Origin of the sequence: Pseudomonas baetica (assembly GCF_002813455.1) — a bacterium.
GTDB classification, from domain to species: Bacteria; Pseudomonadota; Gammaproteobacteria; order Pseudomonadales; family Pseudomonadaceae; genus Aquipseudomonas; species Aquipseudomonas baetica.
The window spans coordinates 3764394-3781685 of record NZ_PHHE01000001.1; the positions used below are offsets into that span (position 1 = coordinate 3764394).

At 61.5% G+C, this 17292-nt stretch carries 18 protein-coding genes and 1 other RNA gene; 11 read left to right on the forward strand and 8 right to left on the reverse strand.

Going from position 1 to position 17292, the window contains the following annotated elements:
• Positions 1-21: 21 nt before the first annotated feature.
• Positions 22-429, forward strand: a complete 408-nt coding sequence (locus tag ATI02_RS17170) for a flagellar basal body-associated protein FliL (protein ID WP_095186890.1) — start codon at positions 22-24, stop codon at positions 427-429.
• A gap of 16 nt (positions 430-445) precedes the next feature.
• On the opposite strand, the gene ATI02_RS17175 is transcribed toward ATI02_RS17170, so the two are convergent.
• The 4 genes from ATI02_RS17175 to ATI02_RS17190 form a co-directional block, all read right to left on the reverse strand.
• Positions 446-1564 carry an ABC transporter permease gene (locus ATI02_RS17175; RefSeq protein ID WP_100846880.1) on the reverse strand — a complete coding sequence of 373 codons (1119 nt, stop codon included), beginning with the start codon at positions 1562-1564 and terminating at the stop codon, positions 446-448.
• Positions 1564-4290 (reverse strand): ribosome-associated ATPase/putative transporter RbbA, encoded by a 2727-nt coding sequence (gene rbbA, locus ATI02_RS17180; RefSeq protein ID WP_100846881.1) that lies wholly within the window; start codon positions 4288-4290, stop codon positions 1564-1566. The genes ATI02_RS17175 and rbbA overlap by 1 nt, the downstream gene beginning before the upstream one ends.
• The gene (locus ATI02_RS17185; protein ID WP_100846882.1) at positions 4287-5252 is read right to left on the reverse strand and encodes an HlyD family secretion protein; all 966 of its coding nucleotides are present in this window, start codon (positions 5250-5252) and stop codon (positions 4287-4289) included. The genes rbbA and ATI02_RS17185 overlap by 4 nt, the downstream gene beginning before the upstream one ends.
• A gap of 123 nt (positions 5253-5375) precedes the next feature.
• On the reverse strand, positions 5376-5825 hold the full coding sequence (locus ATI02_RS17190) for an EVE domain-containing protein (RefSeq protein ID WP_100846883.1): 450 nt from the start codon (positions 5823-5825) through the stop codon (positions 5376-5378).
• Between the two features lie 197 nt (positions 5826-6022).
• Between ATI02_RS17190 and ATI02_RS32300 the strand changes: the two genes are divergently transcribed.
• Entirely contained in the window at positions 6023-6178 is a 156-nt protein-coding gene (locus tag ATI02_RS32300; RefSeq protein ID WP_095186895.1) for a hypothetical protein, read from the forward strand.
• 35 nt (positions 6179-6213) lie between these two features.
• On the opposite strand, the gene ATI02_RS17195 is transcribed toward ATI02_RS32300, so the two are convergent.
• From ATI02_RS17195 to ATI02_RS17210, 4 genes are all read right to left on the reverse strand, one after another.
• Positions 6214-6819 (reverse strand): 5-formyltetrahydrofolate cyclo-ligase, encoded by a 606-nt coding sequence (locus ATI02_RS17195; RefSeq protein ID WP_095187137.1) that lies wholly within the window; start codon positions 6817-6819, stop codon positions 6214-6216.
• An 81-nt stretch (positions 6820-6900) separates the two neighbouring features.
• Positions 6901-7079, reverse strand: a non-coding RNA gene (gene ssrS / locus ATI02_RS17200) — 6S RNA.
• 30 nt (positions 7080-7109) lie between these two features.
• A complete protein-coding gene (locus ATI02_RS17205) occupies positions 7110-7427 on the reverse strand; it encodes a cell division protein ZapA (protein WP_003229305.1) in 318 nt (105 codons plus the stop codon).
• Complete coding sequence (locus ATI02_RS17210; protein WP_016985919.1) at positions 7424-7633, reverse strand: TIGR02449 family protein; 210 nt, start codon at positions 7631-7633, stop codon at positions 7424-7426. The genes ATI02_RS17205 and ATI02_RS17210 overlap by 4 nt, the downstream gene beginning before the upstream one ends.
• A 118-nt stretch (positions 7634-7751) precedes the next feature.
• On the opposite strand from ATI02_RS17210, the gene ATI02_RS17215 reads away from it, so the two are divergent.
• From ATI02_RS17215 to gcvH, 9 genes are all read left to right on the forward strand, one after another.
• On the forward strand, positions 7752-8312 hold the full coding sequence (locus tag ATI02_RS17215; RefSeq protein WP_100846884.1) for a YecA/YgfB family protein: 561 nt from the start codon (positions 7752-7754) through the stop codon (positions 8310-8312).
• A gap of 27 nt (positions 8313-8339) precedes the next feature.
• Positions 8340-9674, forward strand: a complete 1335-nt coding sequence (pepP, locus tag ATI02_RS17220) for a Xaa-Pro aminopeptidase (RefSeq protein ID WP_100846885.1) — start codon at positions 8340-8342, stop codon at positions 9672-9674.
• Entirely contained in the window at positions 9671-10858 is a 1188-nt protein-coding gene (ubiH, locus tag ATI02_RS17225; protein WP_100846886.1) for a 2-octaprenyl-6-methoxyphenyl hydroxylase, read from the forward strand. The genes pepP and ubiH overlap by 4 nt, the downstream gene beginning before the upstream one ends.
• Positions 10851-11342 (forward strand): DUF4442 domain-containing protein, encoded by a 492-nt coding sequence (locus tag ATI02_RS17230; protein WP_100846887.1) that lies wholly within the window; start codon positions 10851-10853, stop codon positions 11340-11342. The genes ubiH and ATI02_RS17230 overlap by 8 nt, the downstream gene beginning before the upstream one ends.
• 9 nt (positions 11343-11351) lie before the next feature.
• Positions 11352-12569, forward strand: coding sequence for a 2-octaprenyl-3-methyl-6-methoxy-1,4-benzoquinol hydroxylase (locus tag ATI02_RS17235; protein WP_167394913.1), 1218 nt, complete (start codon positions 11352-11354; stop codon positions 12567-12569).
• Between the two features lie 221 nt (positions 12570-12790).
• On the forward strand, positions 12791-13795 hold the full coding sequence (locus tag ATI02_RS17240; RefSeq protein WP_095186901.1) for an extracellular solute-binding protein: 1005 nt from the start codon (positions 12791-12793) through the stop codon (positions 13793-13795).
• A 121-nt stretch (positions 13796-13916) separates the two neighbouring features.
• Positions 13917-15533: an ABC transporter permease gene (locus ATI02_RS17245; protein ID WP_100846888.1), complete on the forward strand. Its 1617-nt coding sequence runs from the start codon at positions 13917-13919 to the stop codon at positions 15531-15533.
• A gap of 156 nt (positions 15534-15689) precedes the next feature.
• On the forward strand, positions 15690-16772 hold the full coding sequence (gene gcvT / locus ATI02_RS17250; protein WP_100846889.1) for a glycine cleavage system aminomethyltransferase GcvT: 1083 nt from the start codon (positions 15690-15692) through the stop codon (positions 16770-16772).
• Between the two features lie 47 nt (positions 16773-16819).
• Positions 16820-17203, forward strand: coding sequence for a glycine cleavage system protein GcvH (gcvH, locus tag ATI02_RS17255; protein WP_095186904.1), 384 nt, complete (start codon positions 16820-16822; stop codon positions 17201-17203).
• Positions 17204-17292 lie beyond the last annotated feature (89 nt).

The window sequence follows — 17292 nt, forward strand, 5'->3', positions numbered from 1 at the left end:
AAACCGGATAAGGAGCGAATTGTGAAAGCGTGGATCATGTTGTTGCTGGCCCTGTCTCTGCCTGTGGCAGCGCAGGCCGAAGAAGCCAAAGAGGGCGAGGCGCCGAAGGTCAACTACATCACCCTGAGCCCGCCTTTCGTGGGCAATTACGGGTTGGACGGCACGCCGAAACTGAAGGTCTACAAGGCCGACGTGGCGCTGCGTGTGACGGGCGATGAGGCGACCAAACTGGTCAAGGCCAACGAGCCGCTGATCCGCAATCAACTGGTGGCGCTGTTTACCCAGCAGACCACCGAGGCGATGGGCAGCATCGAGGGCAAGGAAAAGCTGCGTCAGGAAGCCTTGAAGCAGACCCAGCAAGTGATGAATGACGAGACCGGCAAGCCGGTGGTTGAAGACCTGTTGTTCAACAACCTGATCATTCAGTAAGCATGCTGGCCGCTGTTCAGGACGCCAGGCTTTTGCGAAAGCGTGCCAGCGCGATGAGGAAGAACAGCAGGCCGATGGCCGTCAGCGCCAGCAAGTCCGGCCAGACCACGCTCAGCCCGGCGTCGCGAAACAGAATCGCGGCGCTGAGGCTGACGAAGTGCGTGGAGGGCGAGCCCTGCATGACCCACTGCAGCCACTGCGGCATGCTGTCCAATGGCGTGCTGCCGCCGGACAGCAGCAGCATCGGGATGATCACCGGGATCGCCAGCAGGCCGAACTGTGGTGTCGAGCGCGCCAGCGTCGCCAGAAAAATCCCCAGCGCGGTACTGGCAAACAGATAAACCGCAGTCACCAGCAAAAACAGGCTCATCGAGCCAGACAGTGGCACCCCGAGTGCGCCTTTGACCACCACTTCCAGCGACAGCCAGGTGCACAGCACCACCACCAGCAGGTTGCTCCAGATTTTCGCCAGCATGATTTCCAGCGCCGTCAGTGGCAGCACCAGCAAATGGTCGAGCGTGCCGTGTTCGCGTTCGCGCAGCAGGGCCGTGCCAGTGAGGATGATCGCCAGAATGGTGATGTTGTTGACGATCTGAATCACCGCCAGAAACCAGCCCCCCTCCAGATTGGTGTTGAACAGGGCGCGGGTAGTCAGTTGCACGGGCGCCTTGGCCGCGGCTTCGCCCTGGCCGGCATAGTCCTGCAGTTCACGTTGGAAGATCCGGCCGATATAGCCGGCCCCCATGAACGCCTGGCTCATGGCCGTGGCATCGACGTTGACTTGAATAGCCGGTTGCCGCGCAGCGAGCAGGTCGGTTTGAAAGCGTGCCGGGATGTTGATGACGAAGGTGTACTGGCCGTTGTCCATGACCTGATCGAGTTGCGCATAAGGCAACAGCACCGGCGTCTGAAACTCCGGCGGTTGCAGGGCCTGGGCCAACTGGCGGGAGAGGGCGCTGTGGTCTTCGTCGACGATCGCCACACTGGCGTTGTGCACGCCGATCACCGAGCCGGCGGCGGGCATATAGATCGCCACGGTGAAGGCGTAGAACAGGAACAGCAGCAACACGCTGTCATGGCGCAGGCTGGTCAGTTCCTTGAGTCCCAGGCGCAGGATGTGCGCGAACTTGTGCATCAGGCCTCCTGCTTTTTCAGCATGACCAGGCTCACCCCGGTGAACCCGACAAAGAACCCGAACAGCGCCAGGCACTGCGGCCACAGCTGACGCACGTCCAGCGCTTTGGTGAACGTACCTACGGCAATGTCGAGGAAGTGCCCCGCCGGAAACAGCATGCCCATCACCGCTGCGGCGCCTTCCAGAGATGAGCGCGGCACGATCAGCCCGGAGAACTGGATGGTTGGCAGGCTGGTGATGATCATCGTGCCGAGGATCGCGGCGATTTGCGTACGAGTGAAGGCCGAGATCAGCAAGCCCATGCTGGTGGTCGCCAACACATACAGCGTACCGCCGAATGCCAGGGTCAGCAGGCTGCCCTTGAACGGCACGCCGAACAGCCAGCGGTTCATCGCCACCAGCAGCGCAAGGTTGATCAGACTGACCAGCAGGTACGGCGCCTGCTTACCCAGCAGAAACTCCAGGCGGGTCAGGGGCGTGGCGTAGAAATTGGTGATCGAGCCCAATTCCTTTTCGCGCACGATGCCGAGCGCCGTGAGCATCGCCGGAATGAAGGCGAGGATCAGTGCCATGACCCCGGGACCGATGGCGTTAACGCTGACGACATCCTGGTTGTAGCGAAAACGGGTTTCCAGGCTGGCGGCCGCCGGGGGGGCCAGTGCAGGGCTGCTCTGCTCGGCCAACTGTTGAAGATTGGCCAAATGGACGGCTTCAACATAGTTGCGACTGGTTTCGGCGCGAAACGGCATGCCGCCATCGAGCCACGCCGCCACGGCGGGTTGGCGCCCGGCGTACAGATCGCGGCCGAATCCGGGGGGAATTTCCAGCGCCAGTTTGATTTCCGAGCGTTGCAGGCGCCGGTGCAGTTCCTGTGCGTCATTAATGGCCGGCTGTTCATCGAAGTATCGCGAGCCGCGAAAGGCCTCCAGATAAGCCCGGCTCTGCGGCGTCTGATCCTGGTCGTACACGGCGAACGCGAGGTTTTCCACATCCAGGGAAATCCCGTAGCCGAAAATCACCATCATGAAAATCGCCCCGGCCAGGGCAAACGCCATGCGCACTTTGTCGCGCAACAGCTCCTTGCCTTCGCGACTGGCCACGGCCAACAGGCGACCGAGGCTGAAACCGTGACGGGGCACCGGTGTTGCCGATGCAGTCGGCGATGCCATCTGCGGCTCGGCCACAGCAGCTGCCTGCTGAGTGCCCTGAGCCTGTTCCAGGCATGTCACGAAAGCCGCTTCCAGCGTCTCTCCGGCGAACTGGCGTTGCAGCGCCGCCGGTGTATCGCACGCCAACACTTTGCCGGCGTGCATCAGCGAGATGCGATCGCAGCGCTGGGCTTCGTTCATGAAATGCGTGGAGAGGAAAATCGTCACGCCTTGTTCGCGGGACAGTTCGATCAACAGCCGCCAGAAGTCATCGCGGGCTGCCGGGTCGACGCCGGAAGTCGGCTCATCAAGGATCAGCACTTCCGGGCGATGCAAGACCGCCACTGCCAGCGACAGGCGTTGGCGCAGCCCGAGAGGCAGGGCACCGGAAGGCTGATCGGCAACGCTGAGCAGATTGAAGCGCTCAATCAATGCATCGATACGTTGCGCGCTCTCGGTTTTGGGCAGGTCGAACAGTCGGGCGTGCAGCTCAAGGTTCTGCCGCACACTGAGTTCGCCATACAGCGAAAAACTCTGCGACATGAAACCGACCCGCTTGCGCGTGGCCAGATCCTTGGCGTTTACCGGGTTACCCAGCAGCGTCGCACTGCCTTCGCTGGCTGGCATCAGCCCGGTCAGGACTTTCATGGTGGTGGTTTTGCCGCAGCCGTTGGAACCGAGAAAGCCGAAAATCTCGCCGCGACCGATGGCAAAACTGACGTGATCCACTGCGGTGAAATCGCCGAAGCGCAGCGTCAGGTCGTGGGCTTCGATGGCAATGTCGCTGCTGTTGCCGGTGCGGGGTGGAATCACCAGCGGTTGAGCGTTGTGAAGACTGTCCCCCTGGAAATGGGTGAAGGCGTCATCGAGTTTGCCGCTGGGGGTGATGGCCGCCAGCTCGCGGCTCAGGCCGCTGGCAATCAACTTGCCGGTGTCGAGCATCAAGCAATGCTCGAACTGTTCGGCTTCCTCCATATACGCCGTGGCAACCAGCAGCGTCAGTTGCGGTCGCTGGCGCCGCACGTCGTCGATCAACTCCCAGAAGCGGCGGCGCGAGAGCGGGTCGACGCCGGTGGTCGGTTCATCGAGGATCAGCAGATCCGGTTCATGGATCAGCGCGCAGCACAGCCCCAGTTTCTGCTTCATGCCGCCGGACAACTTGCCGGCGGGGCGCTCGGCGAACTTCAGCAGATCCGTGGCGAGCAGCAGGTTGTGCATCCGTTGCTCGCTTTCAGCCTTTGACAGGCCGAACAGCGTCGAAAAGAACTGGATGTTCTCGCGGATCGACAGTTCGGGGTACAGGTTGCCGCCCAGTCCCTGTGGCATGAAGGCGATGCGCGCATAGAGTGTGTCGCGATGACGGCGATCCTGGATCGCGCCACCCAGCACGTCCAGTTGCCCTTGCTGCAGGGTCTTCACGCCGGCAATCAACCCCAGCAGGCTGGACTTGCCCGCGCCATCGGGGCCAATCAGCCCGCAGCGGGTGCCGGCGGGCAGGCTGAAAGCGATCTCGCTCAGCGCTTGCTGATTGCCGTAGCGGTGCGCGATACCCTTCGCCTGAACCGCGAGGCTGCTCATTGCAGATTGGCCGGCCATTCGACAGGCGCGATCCGCACATAGCCGGCCCCCGGCATGCCGGGCTTGGCTTGTGGTACGGCGCTGGGTTGCAGCAGGCGCAGCTTGACGCGGAACACCAGTTTTTGCCGCTCGTCGCGGGTCTCGACCTCTTTGGGGGTGAACTGCGATTTGGCCGCGACGAAGCTGATTTTTGCCGGCAGCGGTTTATCGGGCAAAGCATCAAGCAGGACTCGCGCCTCGTCGCCTACCGCCAGACGCCCGGCCACCGAGGCTGACAGATAGAGGTTCATGTACTGGTCATTGGGGTCGATCAGCAGCAATACCCGGCCACCGGCACCCAGCACTTCGCCGGGTTCGGCCATGCGCAACTGGATCACGCCATCGATGGGTGCGCGCAACAGGCTGTCGTCGATTTCGCTGGTCAGCTGCGCCACCTGCGCCTGTGCCGCGCCGATCGCCGCGCTGACGGCGGACACTTGTGCCCGGGCAGCCGCCACGGCCGCGTTACCGGTGCCGATACGTGACTGCAATTGATCGATCACCTGGGCGCTGACGAAGCCGTGCTTGAACAGCGATTGCGAGCGGCCCAGTTCCTGCTGGGCCAGCAATAGTTCACTCTGGCGCAATTGCACATTGGCCTGGGCGGCATTGAGATTTTCCCGGGTACGCAAGACTTCGGCTTCGGCCTGGTTGCGCTGGGCTTCAAGGGTGCGGGTGTCCATGCGCGCCAGCAGTTGCCCTTGGCTGACCTTGTCGCCTTCATCGACCAGCACCTCGGCGAGGCGCCCGGGTGTTTTGCTGGCGATCTGCACTTCGGTGGCTTCAAGGCGTCCGTTGCCCATCGACAGCCCTTCGACCAGACGGCTGCTGATCGACATCCAGTAACCCAATCCGCCAGCGGCGGCGAGTAACACCAGGAGCGAACCGGCGTATAAAAGTGAAGAGCGGCTGTGCGTCGACATGGGGGGCATCCTGCGGCTGTGGCGTCCAGTCTGACGGTTCAAGCGTTCGAGTCGCTTGATGTCAATCAAATGAGCGCCAAGCCTAGCCCCTTTTGCCGGTAAAAAATCGTGACCGGGGAGTTCTCAGCGCAATCCGAGCACGACGCCCCATTGTTCGGCTGTCACGGGCATGACTGAAAGGCGGCTGCCTTTTTGCACCAGCGGCATCTCGGCCAGCGCGGTCTGCTGTTTCAGGTAGTCCAGCTTCAATATCCGGGCAAACGTCTCGACATGCGCAACATCGATCGCACTCCAGGCGTTTTTCTCAGCAGTGGCCTTCGGATCGAAGTAATGGCTCTCTGGCTCCAGTGCGGTGGGATCCGGGTACGCCGCCTCGATTATTTTTCCAATCCCGGCAATTCCCGGCTCCGGGCAGCTGGAATGGTAGAAAAAGAACTCATCCCCGACCGCCATCGCTCGCAGGAAGTTGCGCGCCTGATAGTTGCGAACCCCGTCCCAGCGCGCTCTGCCGAGTTTCTCCAGGCCTTTGATCGAGAGTTCGTCGGGCTCGGATTTCATCAGCCAATAGGCCATGGTTTTTGCTCCTGAAACGTTCTTTGGGCAAGTTGTCGGGCAATTTTATGACAAACCGACAGTCGGTTGACGTCAGCGTTTGCGCGCAGGTTCACGTTGTCGCAAAATGCCGGCCTTTAAAGCTTGACGCTGCTGCACGGCCTACGAACGGAAACCGCTGCTGTCATCGTGATGATGTGCCTTGAGGGGGGCAATCGATGAAACGCAAACCGGATTTGCTATGGACTTTGGTTATTTTGTTTGGCCTTGGCGTCGTGACCACGGGTTATGCGCAAAGCCTGTGGTCCAACAAGACCGACGCACCGATTGAAGTGGCGCAACAGGTTCAACAGTCGACAGCCTTCAAGCGCTGAAACTGCCTTTTCGACGCCGCTGATCTGCGCGGCGTCTATCCCGCGAAATACCAGGCCTTGTCAGTGACCGTGCCTTGTAACGGTACATCCCAGCTCGCCTGCGCCAAGCGTTCGACCTTCTGACATTCATGGGCAAGACCCAATAGCGTCGGCTTGCGCCAGTTCTTGCGCCGCGCCAGATACGCCAGGCTGCGATCATAGAATCCACCGCCCATCCCCAGCCGTCCGCCGACGTCGTCAAAACCCACCAACGGCAACAACACCAGATCCAGCGTCCAGATCTTGCGCTGGCGGGCCAGACTGGCGCGCGGCTCAAGAATGCGAAAACGGTTGGGTTTGAGTTTTTCGCCGGGACGAAGGCGCTGAAAGACCATTTTGGTTCGCGGCCAGGCGCTCAGCACCGGCAGGTACGTGGCCTTGCCTCGGCGCTGCGCTTCACGCAGCAGCAGGCGCGGATCGATTTCACCGTCGGTGGGCAGGTACAGGGAAATATGTTTTGCCCGGCGAAAGTGCGGGTCTTGCGCCAATTGCCGGAACAGCCCTTTGGCGGCCTGGCGTTGCTCACCGGGAGTCAGTGAACGGCGCGCCTTGCGCAGCAGGCGGCGGAGTTGCGGGCGGGGTAGCAGCGCGGGTTCGGTCATGGTTCGGCTTCGGCAGGATGGGTGCAAAAACGTACGCATAAAAAATCCGATGGCGGTTTTCACCGCCATCGGATTCGAATCAGGCTCCCCGGATGAACCGCTGTCAACTTAGCCCTTGAACCCGAAAGTTCAAGGTGGAAGATGCAGTAGACTTTAAGGCTTTCCGTCTGGCGGACATGCACACCAGCCCAACGTGCAACTTCCAGGGTAGTGCGAATCGGCTCAGGGACATCGTCAACTGGCAAGCACCCCAGGGAGTGCCGCGAGTATACCTCAAGCGACCTGGCGAATCAGCCCTTGCTGATGTCCGGATCGTCGGCGAGGACCAGATCGACACGATCGAGCAAGTCGCGCACCTGTTCACGGGTCGAGCCGCTGGCCTGGACGTCCGGGCGCTCTTCTTTGTGCAAGAGGTCGTGGGTGATGTTCAGCGCGGCCATTACGGCAATCCGGTCGGCGCCGATGACTTTGCCGCTGCTGCGGATCTCGCGCATCTTGCCGTCCAGGTAGCGCGCGGCACTAACCAGATTGCTGCGTTCTTCCTGCGGGCAGATGATCGAATATTCTTTGTCGAGGATCTGCACGGTAACGCTATTGCTTGAACTCATGAGTCTTGCTCCAGGGCCTTGAGGCGCGAAATCATCGATTCGACCTTACGCCGGGCGATTTCGTTTTTTTCAATGAGGTGCGCGCGTTCCTCGCGCCAGGTCTTTTCCTGAGCTAGTAAGAGTGCGTTTTGACTCTTTAGTTGCTCGACTCGACCAATCAGCAGTTCGAGTCTGGCCATCAGCGCTTGCAGGTCGTTGTCTTCCATTGGGTTCACTGTCTGATGGGTTAGCTGGCGGACAGCCTTTAATAGTCTTGGCGAGTCTGTCGATGTAGGATACAAGGCCTTCATTCTAGACATAGCGCCGTCTGGCGCCTAGCTGCCCATGACCATTGCGAATTCCCCGTACCAAGCCTTTGCCACCCTGCTGACTTCCAGCGGCCACAACGTCTCGCCTGCCGAACTGCATGGCCAGTTGCTCGGACGCAGTTGCGCCGGTGCCGGCTTCGATAACGAAGGCTGGTTGATCGACGCCGCCGAACTGCTCGAAGGCGACATCCAGGACAACGTCCGCAACGCCCTGATCGGCCTGCAAGAGATGGTCAAAGGCGAGCTGACCGGCGACGACGTCACCGTTGTCCTGCTGCTGCCAACCGATGACGCGCCTCTCGCTGACCGCGCTGCTGCACTGGGCGAGTGGTGCCAGGGCTTCCTCAGCGGGTTCGGCCTGAACTGCCGCGACAGCAGCATGCTCAGCACCGAAGCCACCGAAGTGTTGCAGGATCTGGCCGCCATTTCTCAGGTGCAAGATGCCCTGGAAGAATCCGAAGACGGCGAAACCGACTACATGGAAGTCATGGAATACCTGCGCGTCGCGCCGCTGCTGCTGTTCTCGGAAACCAAGAAAGCCGACGTGCCGCCAGCCGCCAGGCCGTCGCTGCATTAATCGCGACCCAGGGAAAGCCATCAGCCCATGACCCATATCCCGAAAGCGGAATACAGCCGTCGCCGCAAGGCCCTGATGGCGCAGATGGAACCCAACAGCATCGCGATCCTGCCCGCCGCCGCGGTTGCCATCCGCAACCGCGACGTCGAGCACGTCTACCGTCAGGACAGCGATTTTCAGTACCTTTCCGGATTCCCCGAGCCGCAAGCCGTCATCGTCTTGATGCCCGGCCGCGAGCATGGCGAATACGTGCTGTTCTGCCGTGAACGCAATGCCGAACGCGAATTGTGGGACGGCTTGCGTGCCGGCCAGGAAGGCGCGATCCGCGACTTCGGCGCCGACGACGCCTTCCCCATCACCGACATCGACGACATCCTCCCGGGCCTGATCGAAGGCCGCGACCGGGTGTATTCGGCGATGGGCAGTAACCCGGAATTCGATCGGCACCTGATGGACTGGATCAACGTGATCCGCTCCAAAGCGCATCTCGGCGCCCAGCCGCCGAATGAATTCGTTGCTTTGGATCATCTGCTGCACGACATGCGCCTGTATAAATCGGCGGCAGAAGTGAAGGTGATGCGCGAAGCCGCACGGATCTCGACCCAGGCCCATATTCGCGCGATGCAGGCCAGTCGCGCCGGGCTCTACGAATACAGTCTGGAAGCGGAGCTCGACTATGAGTTCCGCAAGGGCGGCGCGAAAATGCCGGCCTACGGCTCGATCGTCGCTGCCGGGCGCAACAGCTGCATCCTGCATTACCAGCAGAATGACGCGTTGCTCAAGGACGGTGATCTGGTGCTGATCGATGCTGGCTGTGAGATCGACTGCTACGCCAGCGACATCACTCGCACCTGGCCGGTCAACGGCAAGTTTTCACCCGAGCAGAAAGCGATTTACGAATTGGTACTCGCCTCGCAGGAAGCCGCGTTTGCTGAAATCGCCCCGAACAAGCACTGGAATCAGGCGCACGAAGCCACGGTTCGAGTCATCACCGCAGGTTTGGTGAAGCTGGGTCTGTTGCAGGGCGACGTCGACGAATTGATCGCGACTGAGGCTTATAAAGCCTTTTACATGCACCGCGCCGGCCACTGGCTGGGCATGGATGTACACGACGTCGGCGAGTACAAGGTGGGCGGCGAATGGCGTGTGCTCGAAGTCGGCATGGCGCTGACCGTGGAGCCGGGCATCTACATTGCCCCGGACAATCAGAACGTAGCGAAAAAATGGCGCGGCATTGGCGTGCGCATCGAGGACGACGTGGTAGTGACCAAGACCGGCTGTGAAATCCTCACCAACGGCGTACCGAAAACCGTCGCTGACATCGAGGCGCTGATGGCGCAAGCACGGACACACGCAGCATGAGTCGAGTCAATCTGGCAATCATCGGTGGCGGTCTGGTTGGCGCGAGTTTGGCGTTGGCCCTGCAGGCCGAGGCCAAGGCCCGTGGCTGGAAAATCGTCCTGATCGAACCGTTCGCCCCCGGCGACAGTTGGCAGCCGAGCTATGACGCTCGCTCGTCGGCGCTGTCCTTTGGCTCGCGACAGATCTACCAACGGCTGGGCGTGTGGCAGGAAATCTCCCGCCGTGCCGAGCCGATCAAACAGATTCATGTGTCTGACCGTGGCCGCTTCTCCACCGCGCGTTTGTCGGCGATGGAAGAGGGCGTGCCGGCACTGGGTTACGTGGTGGAAAACGCCTGGCTCGGCCAGTGCCTGTGGCAGCACATCGACAAAGACGTGATCAGTTGGCGGTGCCCGGCAGAAGTCACGCGCATGGAGCCACTGCCCGGCGGCTACCGCCTGACGCTTAATGATGAAGCCACGATTGAATGCGACCTTGCGGTGCTCGCCGATGGTGGCCGTTCGGGGCTGCGCGAGCAGTTGGGCATCAACGTGCGCAAGCGTCCGTACAACCAGAGCGCGCTGATCGCCAACATCACCCCGAGCGAAGCGCACAACGGCATGGCTTTCGAGCGCTTCACCGACGAAGGCCCGATGGCCCTGCTGCCGCTGCCGGAGAACCGTTGCGCGCTGGTCTGGACCCGTTTGGGCATGGACGCGCAGCGTCTGGCCGACTTGAGTGAGCGCGATTTCCTCAGCGAATTGCAGGGCGTGTTCGGTTACCGTCTCGGCACGCTGAAACAGGTCGGTGCGCGACATCTGTATCCGTTGACGCTGGTCGAAGCCGAAGAACAGGTGCGCTCGCATCTGGCCGTGCTCGGCAACGCGGCGCACAGTCTGCACCCGATTGCCGGGCAGGGGTTCAACCTGTCCCTGCGCGATGCCGATGCCCTCGCCGCTGCGCTGCTCGCCAGCGACAAGCCGCTGGGCGACTTCGCCACGTTGCAGGCTTATCGCGAGCGTCAGCGCCTTGATCAAGACCTCACCGTGGGCTTCTCCGATCAGGTGACGCGCCTGTTCGGCAGCACCCAGCCGCTGGTTTCGCTGGGGCGCAACATCGGCCTGCTCGGTCTTGATCTGCTGCCACCGGCCAAGCGCTGGTTTGCCCGTCAGGCCATGGGCCTGGGAACGCGCCCGGATGCGTAACTGGCTGATCCGTTCGTTCGGCAAGGCGCGGTTGATGCGCTGGGTGATGACGTTCTACCCGCCGTACCTCGGCGCCGGTGTTCGGGTGCGGCACATCAGCGACGACTTTCGCGATGTTCAGGTGTCGATGGGACTGGGCTGGTACAACCGCAATTACGTTGGCACGCAGTTCGGTGGCAGTCTGTACTCGATGGTCGATCCGTTCTTAATGCTGATGCTGATGCTGATGGAAAACCTCGGCTCGCGGTACATCGTCTGGGACAAGGCCGCCGACATCGATTTCATTGCACCGGGTAAAGGCCCGGTGTTCGCCCGGTTCAACATCGACGAGACCTTGCTCGACGAGATCCGCCGGCAGACCGCCACTGGCGAGAAATACCTGCCGCAGTTGCAGGTCGACATTCATGACGGCGCCGGCAACCTTGTCGCGCGGGTCGGTAAAACCCTTTACGTGCGGCTCAAGCCGCAAGCGAGACAGGCTTAAAGCATGGAAATGCGCGCAGATCTGCTGATTGTCGGAGCCGGAATGGTCGGCAGCGCCCTGGCGCTGGCGTTGCAGGACAGCGGGCTGGAAGTCCTGCTGCTCGACGGCAGCCCGTTGAGCGTCAAACCGTTCGATGCTCAAGCGCCGTTTGAGCCGCGTGTCAGTGCGCTGTCGGCCGCCAGCCAACGAATTCTCGAACGCCTCGGCGTGTGGGACGGCATCGCCCAGCGGCGCAGCAGTCCTTACACCGATATGCACGTCTGGGACGGCAGCGGCACCGGGCAGATTCACTTCTCGGCGGGCAGTGTGCATGCCGAAGTCCTCGGCCATATCGTCGAAAACCGCGTGGTGCAGGATGCCTTACTCGAACGTTTGCATGATTGCGATCTGGGCATGCTGGCCAACGCGCGACTGGAGCAGATGCGCCGTTCCGGTGACGACTGGCTGCTGACCCTGGCCGATGGTCGCCAATTGCGCGCGCCGCTGGTGATCGCGGCGGATGGCGCCAACTCGGCAGTGCGTCGCCTGACCGGCGTGGCGACCCGTGAGTGGGATTACCTGCATCACGCCATCGTCACCAGCGTGCGCAGCAGCAAGCCGCACCAGTCGACCGCATGGCAGCGCTTTACCGATCACGGGCCGTTGGCGTTTTTGCCGCTGGAACGCGACGGGCAGCAGGATTGGTGTTCGATCGTCTGGTCGACCACCCCGAGCGAAGCCGAGCGTTTGATGAAGCTGGATGAGGCGGACTTCTGCCGCGAGCTGGAGCGTGCCTTTGAGGGTCGCCTCGGCGAAGTAATTAGTGCTGATCCGCGCCTGTGCGTGCCGCTGCGTCAGCGCCACGCCAAGCGTTATGTCGCCGAGGGTTTGGCGCTGATTGGCGATGCCGCGCACACCATTCATCCACTGGCCGGGCAGGGCGTGAACCTTGGTTTCCTTGATGCCGCCGTGTTGGCTGAAGTGTTGCTGCAAGCCGCTGAACGCGGCGAGCGGCTGGCGGATGTGAAAGTGCTGAGTCGGTACGAGCGTCGACGCATGCCGCACAATCTGGCGTTGATGGCCGCGATGGAGGGCTTCGAGCGTTTGTTCCAGGCTAACCCGTTGCCGGTGCGCTGGTTGCGCAATGCCGGTTTGAAGCTGGTGGAGCAGATGCCGGAGGCGAAGGCTTTGTTTGTGCGGGAGGCCCTCGGGTTGACGGGTGATCTTCCGGCTCTCGCCAAAGCCTGACATCTTCATTAAGGCTGATGCCCTCTTCGCGAGCAGGCTCGCTCCCACATTTGAAATGCATTCCAATGTGGGAGCGAGCCTGCTCGCGAAGGGGCCAGAACAGCCACCACAAATTTCAGGCTGTGCAACATCTGGTAACTCCTTCAAAAAGAGTTCGATTGAGGTGGTAAATGTGAGTCCTTATCATTTGGCCTACATTTCCCGACCGAGAGACCACTCCCATGTTGGCACCCAAGCGTCTTCTGACCGCACTGGCCTTGACCCTGATCGGCAGCACCACTGCCCAGGCCGCCGATGAGGTGGTGGTTTACTCGTCGCGTATCGATGAACTGATCAAACCGGTATTCGATGCCTACACCGCGAAAACCGGGGTGAAGATCAAGTTCATCACCGACAAGGAAGCGCCGCTGATGCAGCGCATCAAGGCCGAAGGCGAAAACGCCACAGCCGACCTGCTGCTGACCGTCGATGCCGGCAACCTCTGGCAGGCCGAGCAGATGGGCATTCTTCAGCCGTTCACCTCGAAAACCATCGATACCAATATTCCTGCGCAATACCGCTCGTCCACTCACGCCTGGACTGGCTTGAGCCTGCGCGCGCGGACCATCGCCTATTCCACTGATCGGGTGAAGCCGGGCGAGTTGACCACCTACGAAGCGCTGGCCGACAAGAACTGGGAAGGGCGTCTGTGCCTGCGCACGGCGAAGAAGGTCTATAACCAGTCGCTGACCGCGACCATGATTGAAGTGCATGGCGCCGAGAAGACCGAAAAGATCCTCAAAGGCTGGGTCAACAACCTGTCCACCGACGTGTTCTCCGACGACGTCGCGGTGCTGGAAGCGATCAACGCCGGGCAATGCGACGTCGGCATCGTCAACACGTACTACTACGGTCGCCTGCACAAGCAGAAGCCGGATCTGCCGGTGAAACTGTTCTGGCCGAATCAGGCCGATCGCGGCGTACACGTCAACCTGTCGGGCATCGGCCTGACCCAACATGCACCGCACCCGGAAGCGGCCAAGGCCTTGGTCGAGTGGATGACCACGCCTGAGGCGCAGAAGATTTTTGCTGACGTGAACCAGGAATTCCCGGCCAACCCGGCGGTGGCGCCTTCGGAAGAAGTGGCGGCGTGGGGCAAGTTCATTGCCGACACCTTGCCGGTGGAAGTGGCGGGCAAGCGTCAGGCTGAAGCGATCCGGATGATGGATCGGGCGGGTTGGAACTGAGGCTTTTCTGAGTGTTTTGATCGTTCCCACGCTCCGCGTGGGAATGCATCCCTCGACGCTCCGCGTCGATTCGCTGAAACCGTGACGCAGAGCGTCATTTAGTCCCCCCAGAGACCCAAAAGTGGCCCACCCCGCCCAACGCCGCTGGTACCCCATCGTCTTCGCCATCGCCGCGCTGGTGCTGTTGCCCCTGAGCGTTCTGCTGCTCTCATGGCAGACCATCGATCAACAGATCTGGTCGCACCTGTGGGAAACCCAGATGCCGCGCCTATTGGGCAACACTCTGACGCTGGTACTCGGCGTCGGCATCGGTGTGACGCTGCTCGGTGTCAGCCTCGCCTGGCTCACCAGCCTCTGCGAATTCCCCGGCCGACGCTGGCTCGACTGGGCGCTGATGCTGCCGTTCGCCATCCCTGCTTACGTGCTGGCGTTTGTCTTCGTCGGCCTGCTGGATTTCGCCGGCCCGGTGCAAACCCTGCTGCGTGAATGGTTTGGCACCGGCCTGCGCCTGCCGCGCGTGCGCTCCACCGGTGGGGTGATTGTGGTACTGGTGCTGGTTTTCTATCCCTACGTCTACCTGCTGGCGCGCACTGCATTTCTTGCTCAGGGCAAAGGCCTGATGGAAGCCGCGCGGGTGCTCGGCCAGTCACCGTGGCAAGCGTTCTGGCGCGTGGCGTTGCCGATGGCGCGGCCGGCGATCGGGGCCGGTGTAGCGCTGGCGCTGATGGAAACCCTCGCGGATTTCGGTGCGGTCTCGGTGTTCAACTTCGACACCTTCACCACGGCGATCTACAAGACCTGGTACGGCTTTTTCAGCCTGTCGAGCGCCGCGCAACTGGCCAGCCTGTTGCTGCTGGTGGTGATGCTGGTGCTCTACGGCGAGCGCCGCGCCCGTGGCGCCAATCGGGCAAGCAACGAGCGGCCGCGGGTCAAGGCGCTGTATCACCTGCGCGGGCTCAAGGCGTTCGCGGCAATGAGCTGGTGCGGATTGGTGTTCGCCTGCGCCTTCGTCATTCCGCTGCTGCAACTGATCGTCTGGTTCTGGCAGCGCGGGCGCTTTGATCTGGATGAGCGTTACGCCGGGCTGATCCTCCACACTCTGTACCTGGGCGCAATGGCGGCGTTGATCACCGTCAGCGTCGCGTTGCTGCTGGCATTCGCCCGACGGTTGGCGCCGACCCGGGCGATCCGCTCGGGCGTCAGTCTGGCCAACCTTGGCTACGCCTTGCCCGGCTCGGTGCTGGCAGTGTCGATCATGTTGGCGTTCAGTTATCTGGATCGCGAGCTGGTCATCCCGCTCTCCGGCTGGCTCGGGGGCGCAGGCAAGCCGCTGCTGCTCGGCAGTCTGGCGGCATTGCTGATGGCGTATCTGGTGCGCTTTATCGCCGTCGCTTATGGCCCGCTGGAAAACAGTCTGGCGCGTATACGGCCATCTTTGCCCGAAGCGGCACGAAGCCTGGGTGTCAGTGGGCCGCGACTGTTTTTCAAAGTGTATCTTCCGCTGTTGCTGCCCGGCACCTTGAGCGCGGCGTTGCTGGTGTTCGTCGATGTGCTCAAGGAAATGCCCGCGACACTGCTGATGCGCCCGTTTGGCTGGGACACGCTGGCCGTGCGCATCTTTGAAATGACCAGCGAAGGTGAGTGGGCAAGGGCTTCGCTGCCGGCATTGACGCTGGTATTGGTCGGGCTATTGCCGGTCATTGGCCTGATCCGTCGTTCCGCGCACAGAAACACTTAGTCGTCAGTCCTGAATCATGCGGCTACAATGCGCGGCATTCGGTGCGGTTCGTCTGACAGATCTGTTCGCTGAGATTGGCTGAAAGCCTTCTATTACAGGGCTTTCACGCTGTACAGCGGCTGTCCGCACCTTCGCCACGCCCGGAAGGAGAAACCCATGGGACAGCGTACGCCTCTGTATGACCTGCATCTCGCCCTTGGCGCGAAGATGGTCGATTTTGGCGGTTGGGACATGCCACTGCATTACGGCTCGCAGGTCGAGGAGCACCACGAAGTGCGCCGCGATTGCGGGGTGTTCGATGTTTCCCATATGACCGTTATCGACGTTGATGGCCCTCAGGCCAAAGCCTGGCTCCAGCATTTGCTGGCCAACGACGTCGAACGCCTGCACCGCCCCGGCCGTGCTCTGTACAGCACCATGCTCAACGAGCGCGGCGGCATCGTCGACGACATGATCGTCTACCGCCTCGACGACGGTTATCGCCTGGTGGTCAACGCCTCCACCCGCGATCAGGATCTGGCCTGGATGCAGGCACAACTCGGCGGTTTCGAGGTGCGATTGCACGAGCGCTCGGAGCTGGCGATGCTCGCCATCCAGGGCCCGCAGGCCCGGCACAAGATTGCCGAACTGGTGACCCAGTCCCGCGCCATGCTGATCCAGCACCTCAAACCTTTCGAAGCCTACGTCGACGGCGACTGGTTCATTGCCCGTACCGGTTACACCGGTGAAGACGGTCTGGAAATCGCCCTGCCGGCGGATCAGGCCCCGGCGTTCTTCAACGATCTGGTGGGTGCCGGGATTTCTCCGATCGGCCTCGGCGCTCGCGACACGCTGCGGGTTGAAGCCGGCATGAACCTCTACGGTCAGGACATTCATCAAGACGTTTCGCCGCTGGCTTCGAACATGGCCTGGAGCATTGCCTGGGAGCCGACTACGCGTCAGTTCATCGGCCGCGCGGCACTTGAGGCTGAAAAAGCCGCTGGTGTGGCGCACAAACTGGTCGGTCTGGTGCTGGAAGAACGCGGCGTTTTACGCGCTCATCAGGTGGTTCGCATCGCCGATGTTGGCGAAGGGGAGATCACCAGTGGTAGTTTCTCTCCTACGCTAAGCAAATCGATTGCTCTGGCGCGTGTTCCGATGGCCACCGCCGACCGCGCCGAAGTGGAAATCCGTGGCAAGTGGTATCCAGTGCGAGTGGTCAAACCGACCTTCGTACGCCATGGCAAAACTTTGATCTAACCTTTTCCGGCGGGCAGACCGCTGACAATTTCTCGAGGACACCGAAGATGAGCGATATCCCTGCCGAACTGCGTTTTGCCGAAAGTCACGAATGGGCACGTCTGGAAGCTGACGGCACCGTCACTGTGGGCATCAGCGATCACGCGCAGGAAGCGCTGGGTGATGTCGTGTTCGTCGAGCTGACCGAAGCGGGCAAAGTGTTTGCTGCGCAAGATCAGGCCGGTGTGGTCGAGTCGGTGAAAGCCGCTTCCGATATCTACTCGCCAATCGCCGGTGAAGTCATTGCCGTCAATGAAGAGCTGAGCGGCTCGCCGGAACTGCTGAACTCCGACCCGTACGGTGCGTGGATCTTCAAACTGAAGCCAAGCAACACCACTGATCTGGAAAAACTGCTCGACGCCGCTGCCTACAAGGCTGCCATCGGCGAGTAAGCTTCAAGCAATACCCCCAAAGCCCCGACTCGTCGGGGCTTTTTCATGGGCGATGATTTTCCCCTGTGGGAGCGAGCCTGCTCGCGAAT

Bases quoted from the DNA above. Each gene is read 5' to 3' on its own strand.
- ATI02_RS17215 (WP_100846884.1), top strand. From the start codon at position 7,752: ATGACCATTGCGAATTCCCCGTACCAAGCCTTTGCCACCCTGCTGACT.
- ATI02_RS17190 (WP_100846883.1), bottom strand. From the start codon at position 5,825: ATGGCCTATTGGCTGATGAAATCCGAGCCCGACGAACTCTCGATCAAA.
- ATI02_RS17195 (WP_095187137.1), bottom strand. From the start codon at position 6,819: ATGACCGAACCCGCGCTGCTACCCCGCCCGCAACTCCGCCGCCTGCTG.
- ATI02_RS17240 (WP_095186901.1), top strand. From the start codon at position 12,791: ATGTTGGCACCCAAGCGTCTTCTGACCGCACTGGCCTTGACCCTGATC.
- gcvH (WP_095186904.1), top strand. From the start codon at position 16,820: ATGAGCGATATCCCTGCCGAACTGCGTTTTGCCGAAAGTCACGAATGG.
- ATI02_RS17205 (WP_003229305.1), bottom strand. From the start codon at position 7,427: ATGAGTTCAAGCAATAGCGTTACCGTGCAGATCCTCGACAAAGAATAT.
- gcvT (WP_100846889.1), top strand. From the start codon at position 15,690: ATGGGACAGCGTACGCCTCTGTATGACCTGCATCTCGCCCTTGGCGCG.
- ATI02_RS17230 (WP_100846887.1), top strand. From the start codon at position 10,851: ATGCGTAACTGGCTGATCCGTTCGTTCGGCAAGGCGCGGTTGATGCGC.
- ubiH (WP_100846886.1), top strand. From the start codon at position 9,671: ATGAGTCGAGTCAATCTGGCAATCATCGGTGGCGGTCTGGTTGGCGCG.
- ATI02_RS17185 (WP_100846882.1), bottom strand. From the start codon at position 5,252: ATGTCGACGCACAGCCGCTCTTCACTTTTATACGCCGGTTCGCTCCTG.
- ATI02_RS32300 (WP_095186895.1), top strand. From the start codon at position 6,023: ATGAAACGCAAACCGGATTTGCTATGGACTTTGGTTATTTTGTTTGGC.
- ATI02_RS17210 (WP_016985919.1), bottom strand. From the start codon at position 7,633: ATGGAAGACAACGACCTGCAAGCGCTGATGGCCAGACTCGAACTGCTG.
- pepP (WP_100846885.1), top strand. From the start codon at position 8,340: ATGACCCATATCCCGAAAGCGGAATACAGCCGTCGCCGCAAGGCCCTG.
- ATI02_RS17235 (WP_167394913.1), top strand. From the start codon at position 11,352: ATGCGCGCAGATCTGCTGATTGTCGGAGCCGGAATGGTCGGCAGCGCC.
- ATI02_RS17175 (WP_100846880.1), bottom strand. From the start codon at position 1,564: ATGCACAAGTTCGCGCACATCCTGCGCCTGGGACTCAAGGAACTGACC.
- rbbA (WP_100846881.1), bottom strand. From the start codon at position 4,290: ATGAGCAGCCTCGCGGTTCAGGCGAAGGGTATCGCGCACCGCTACGGC.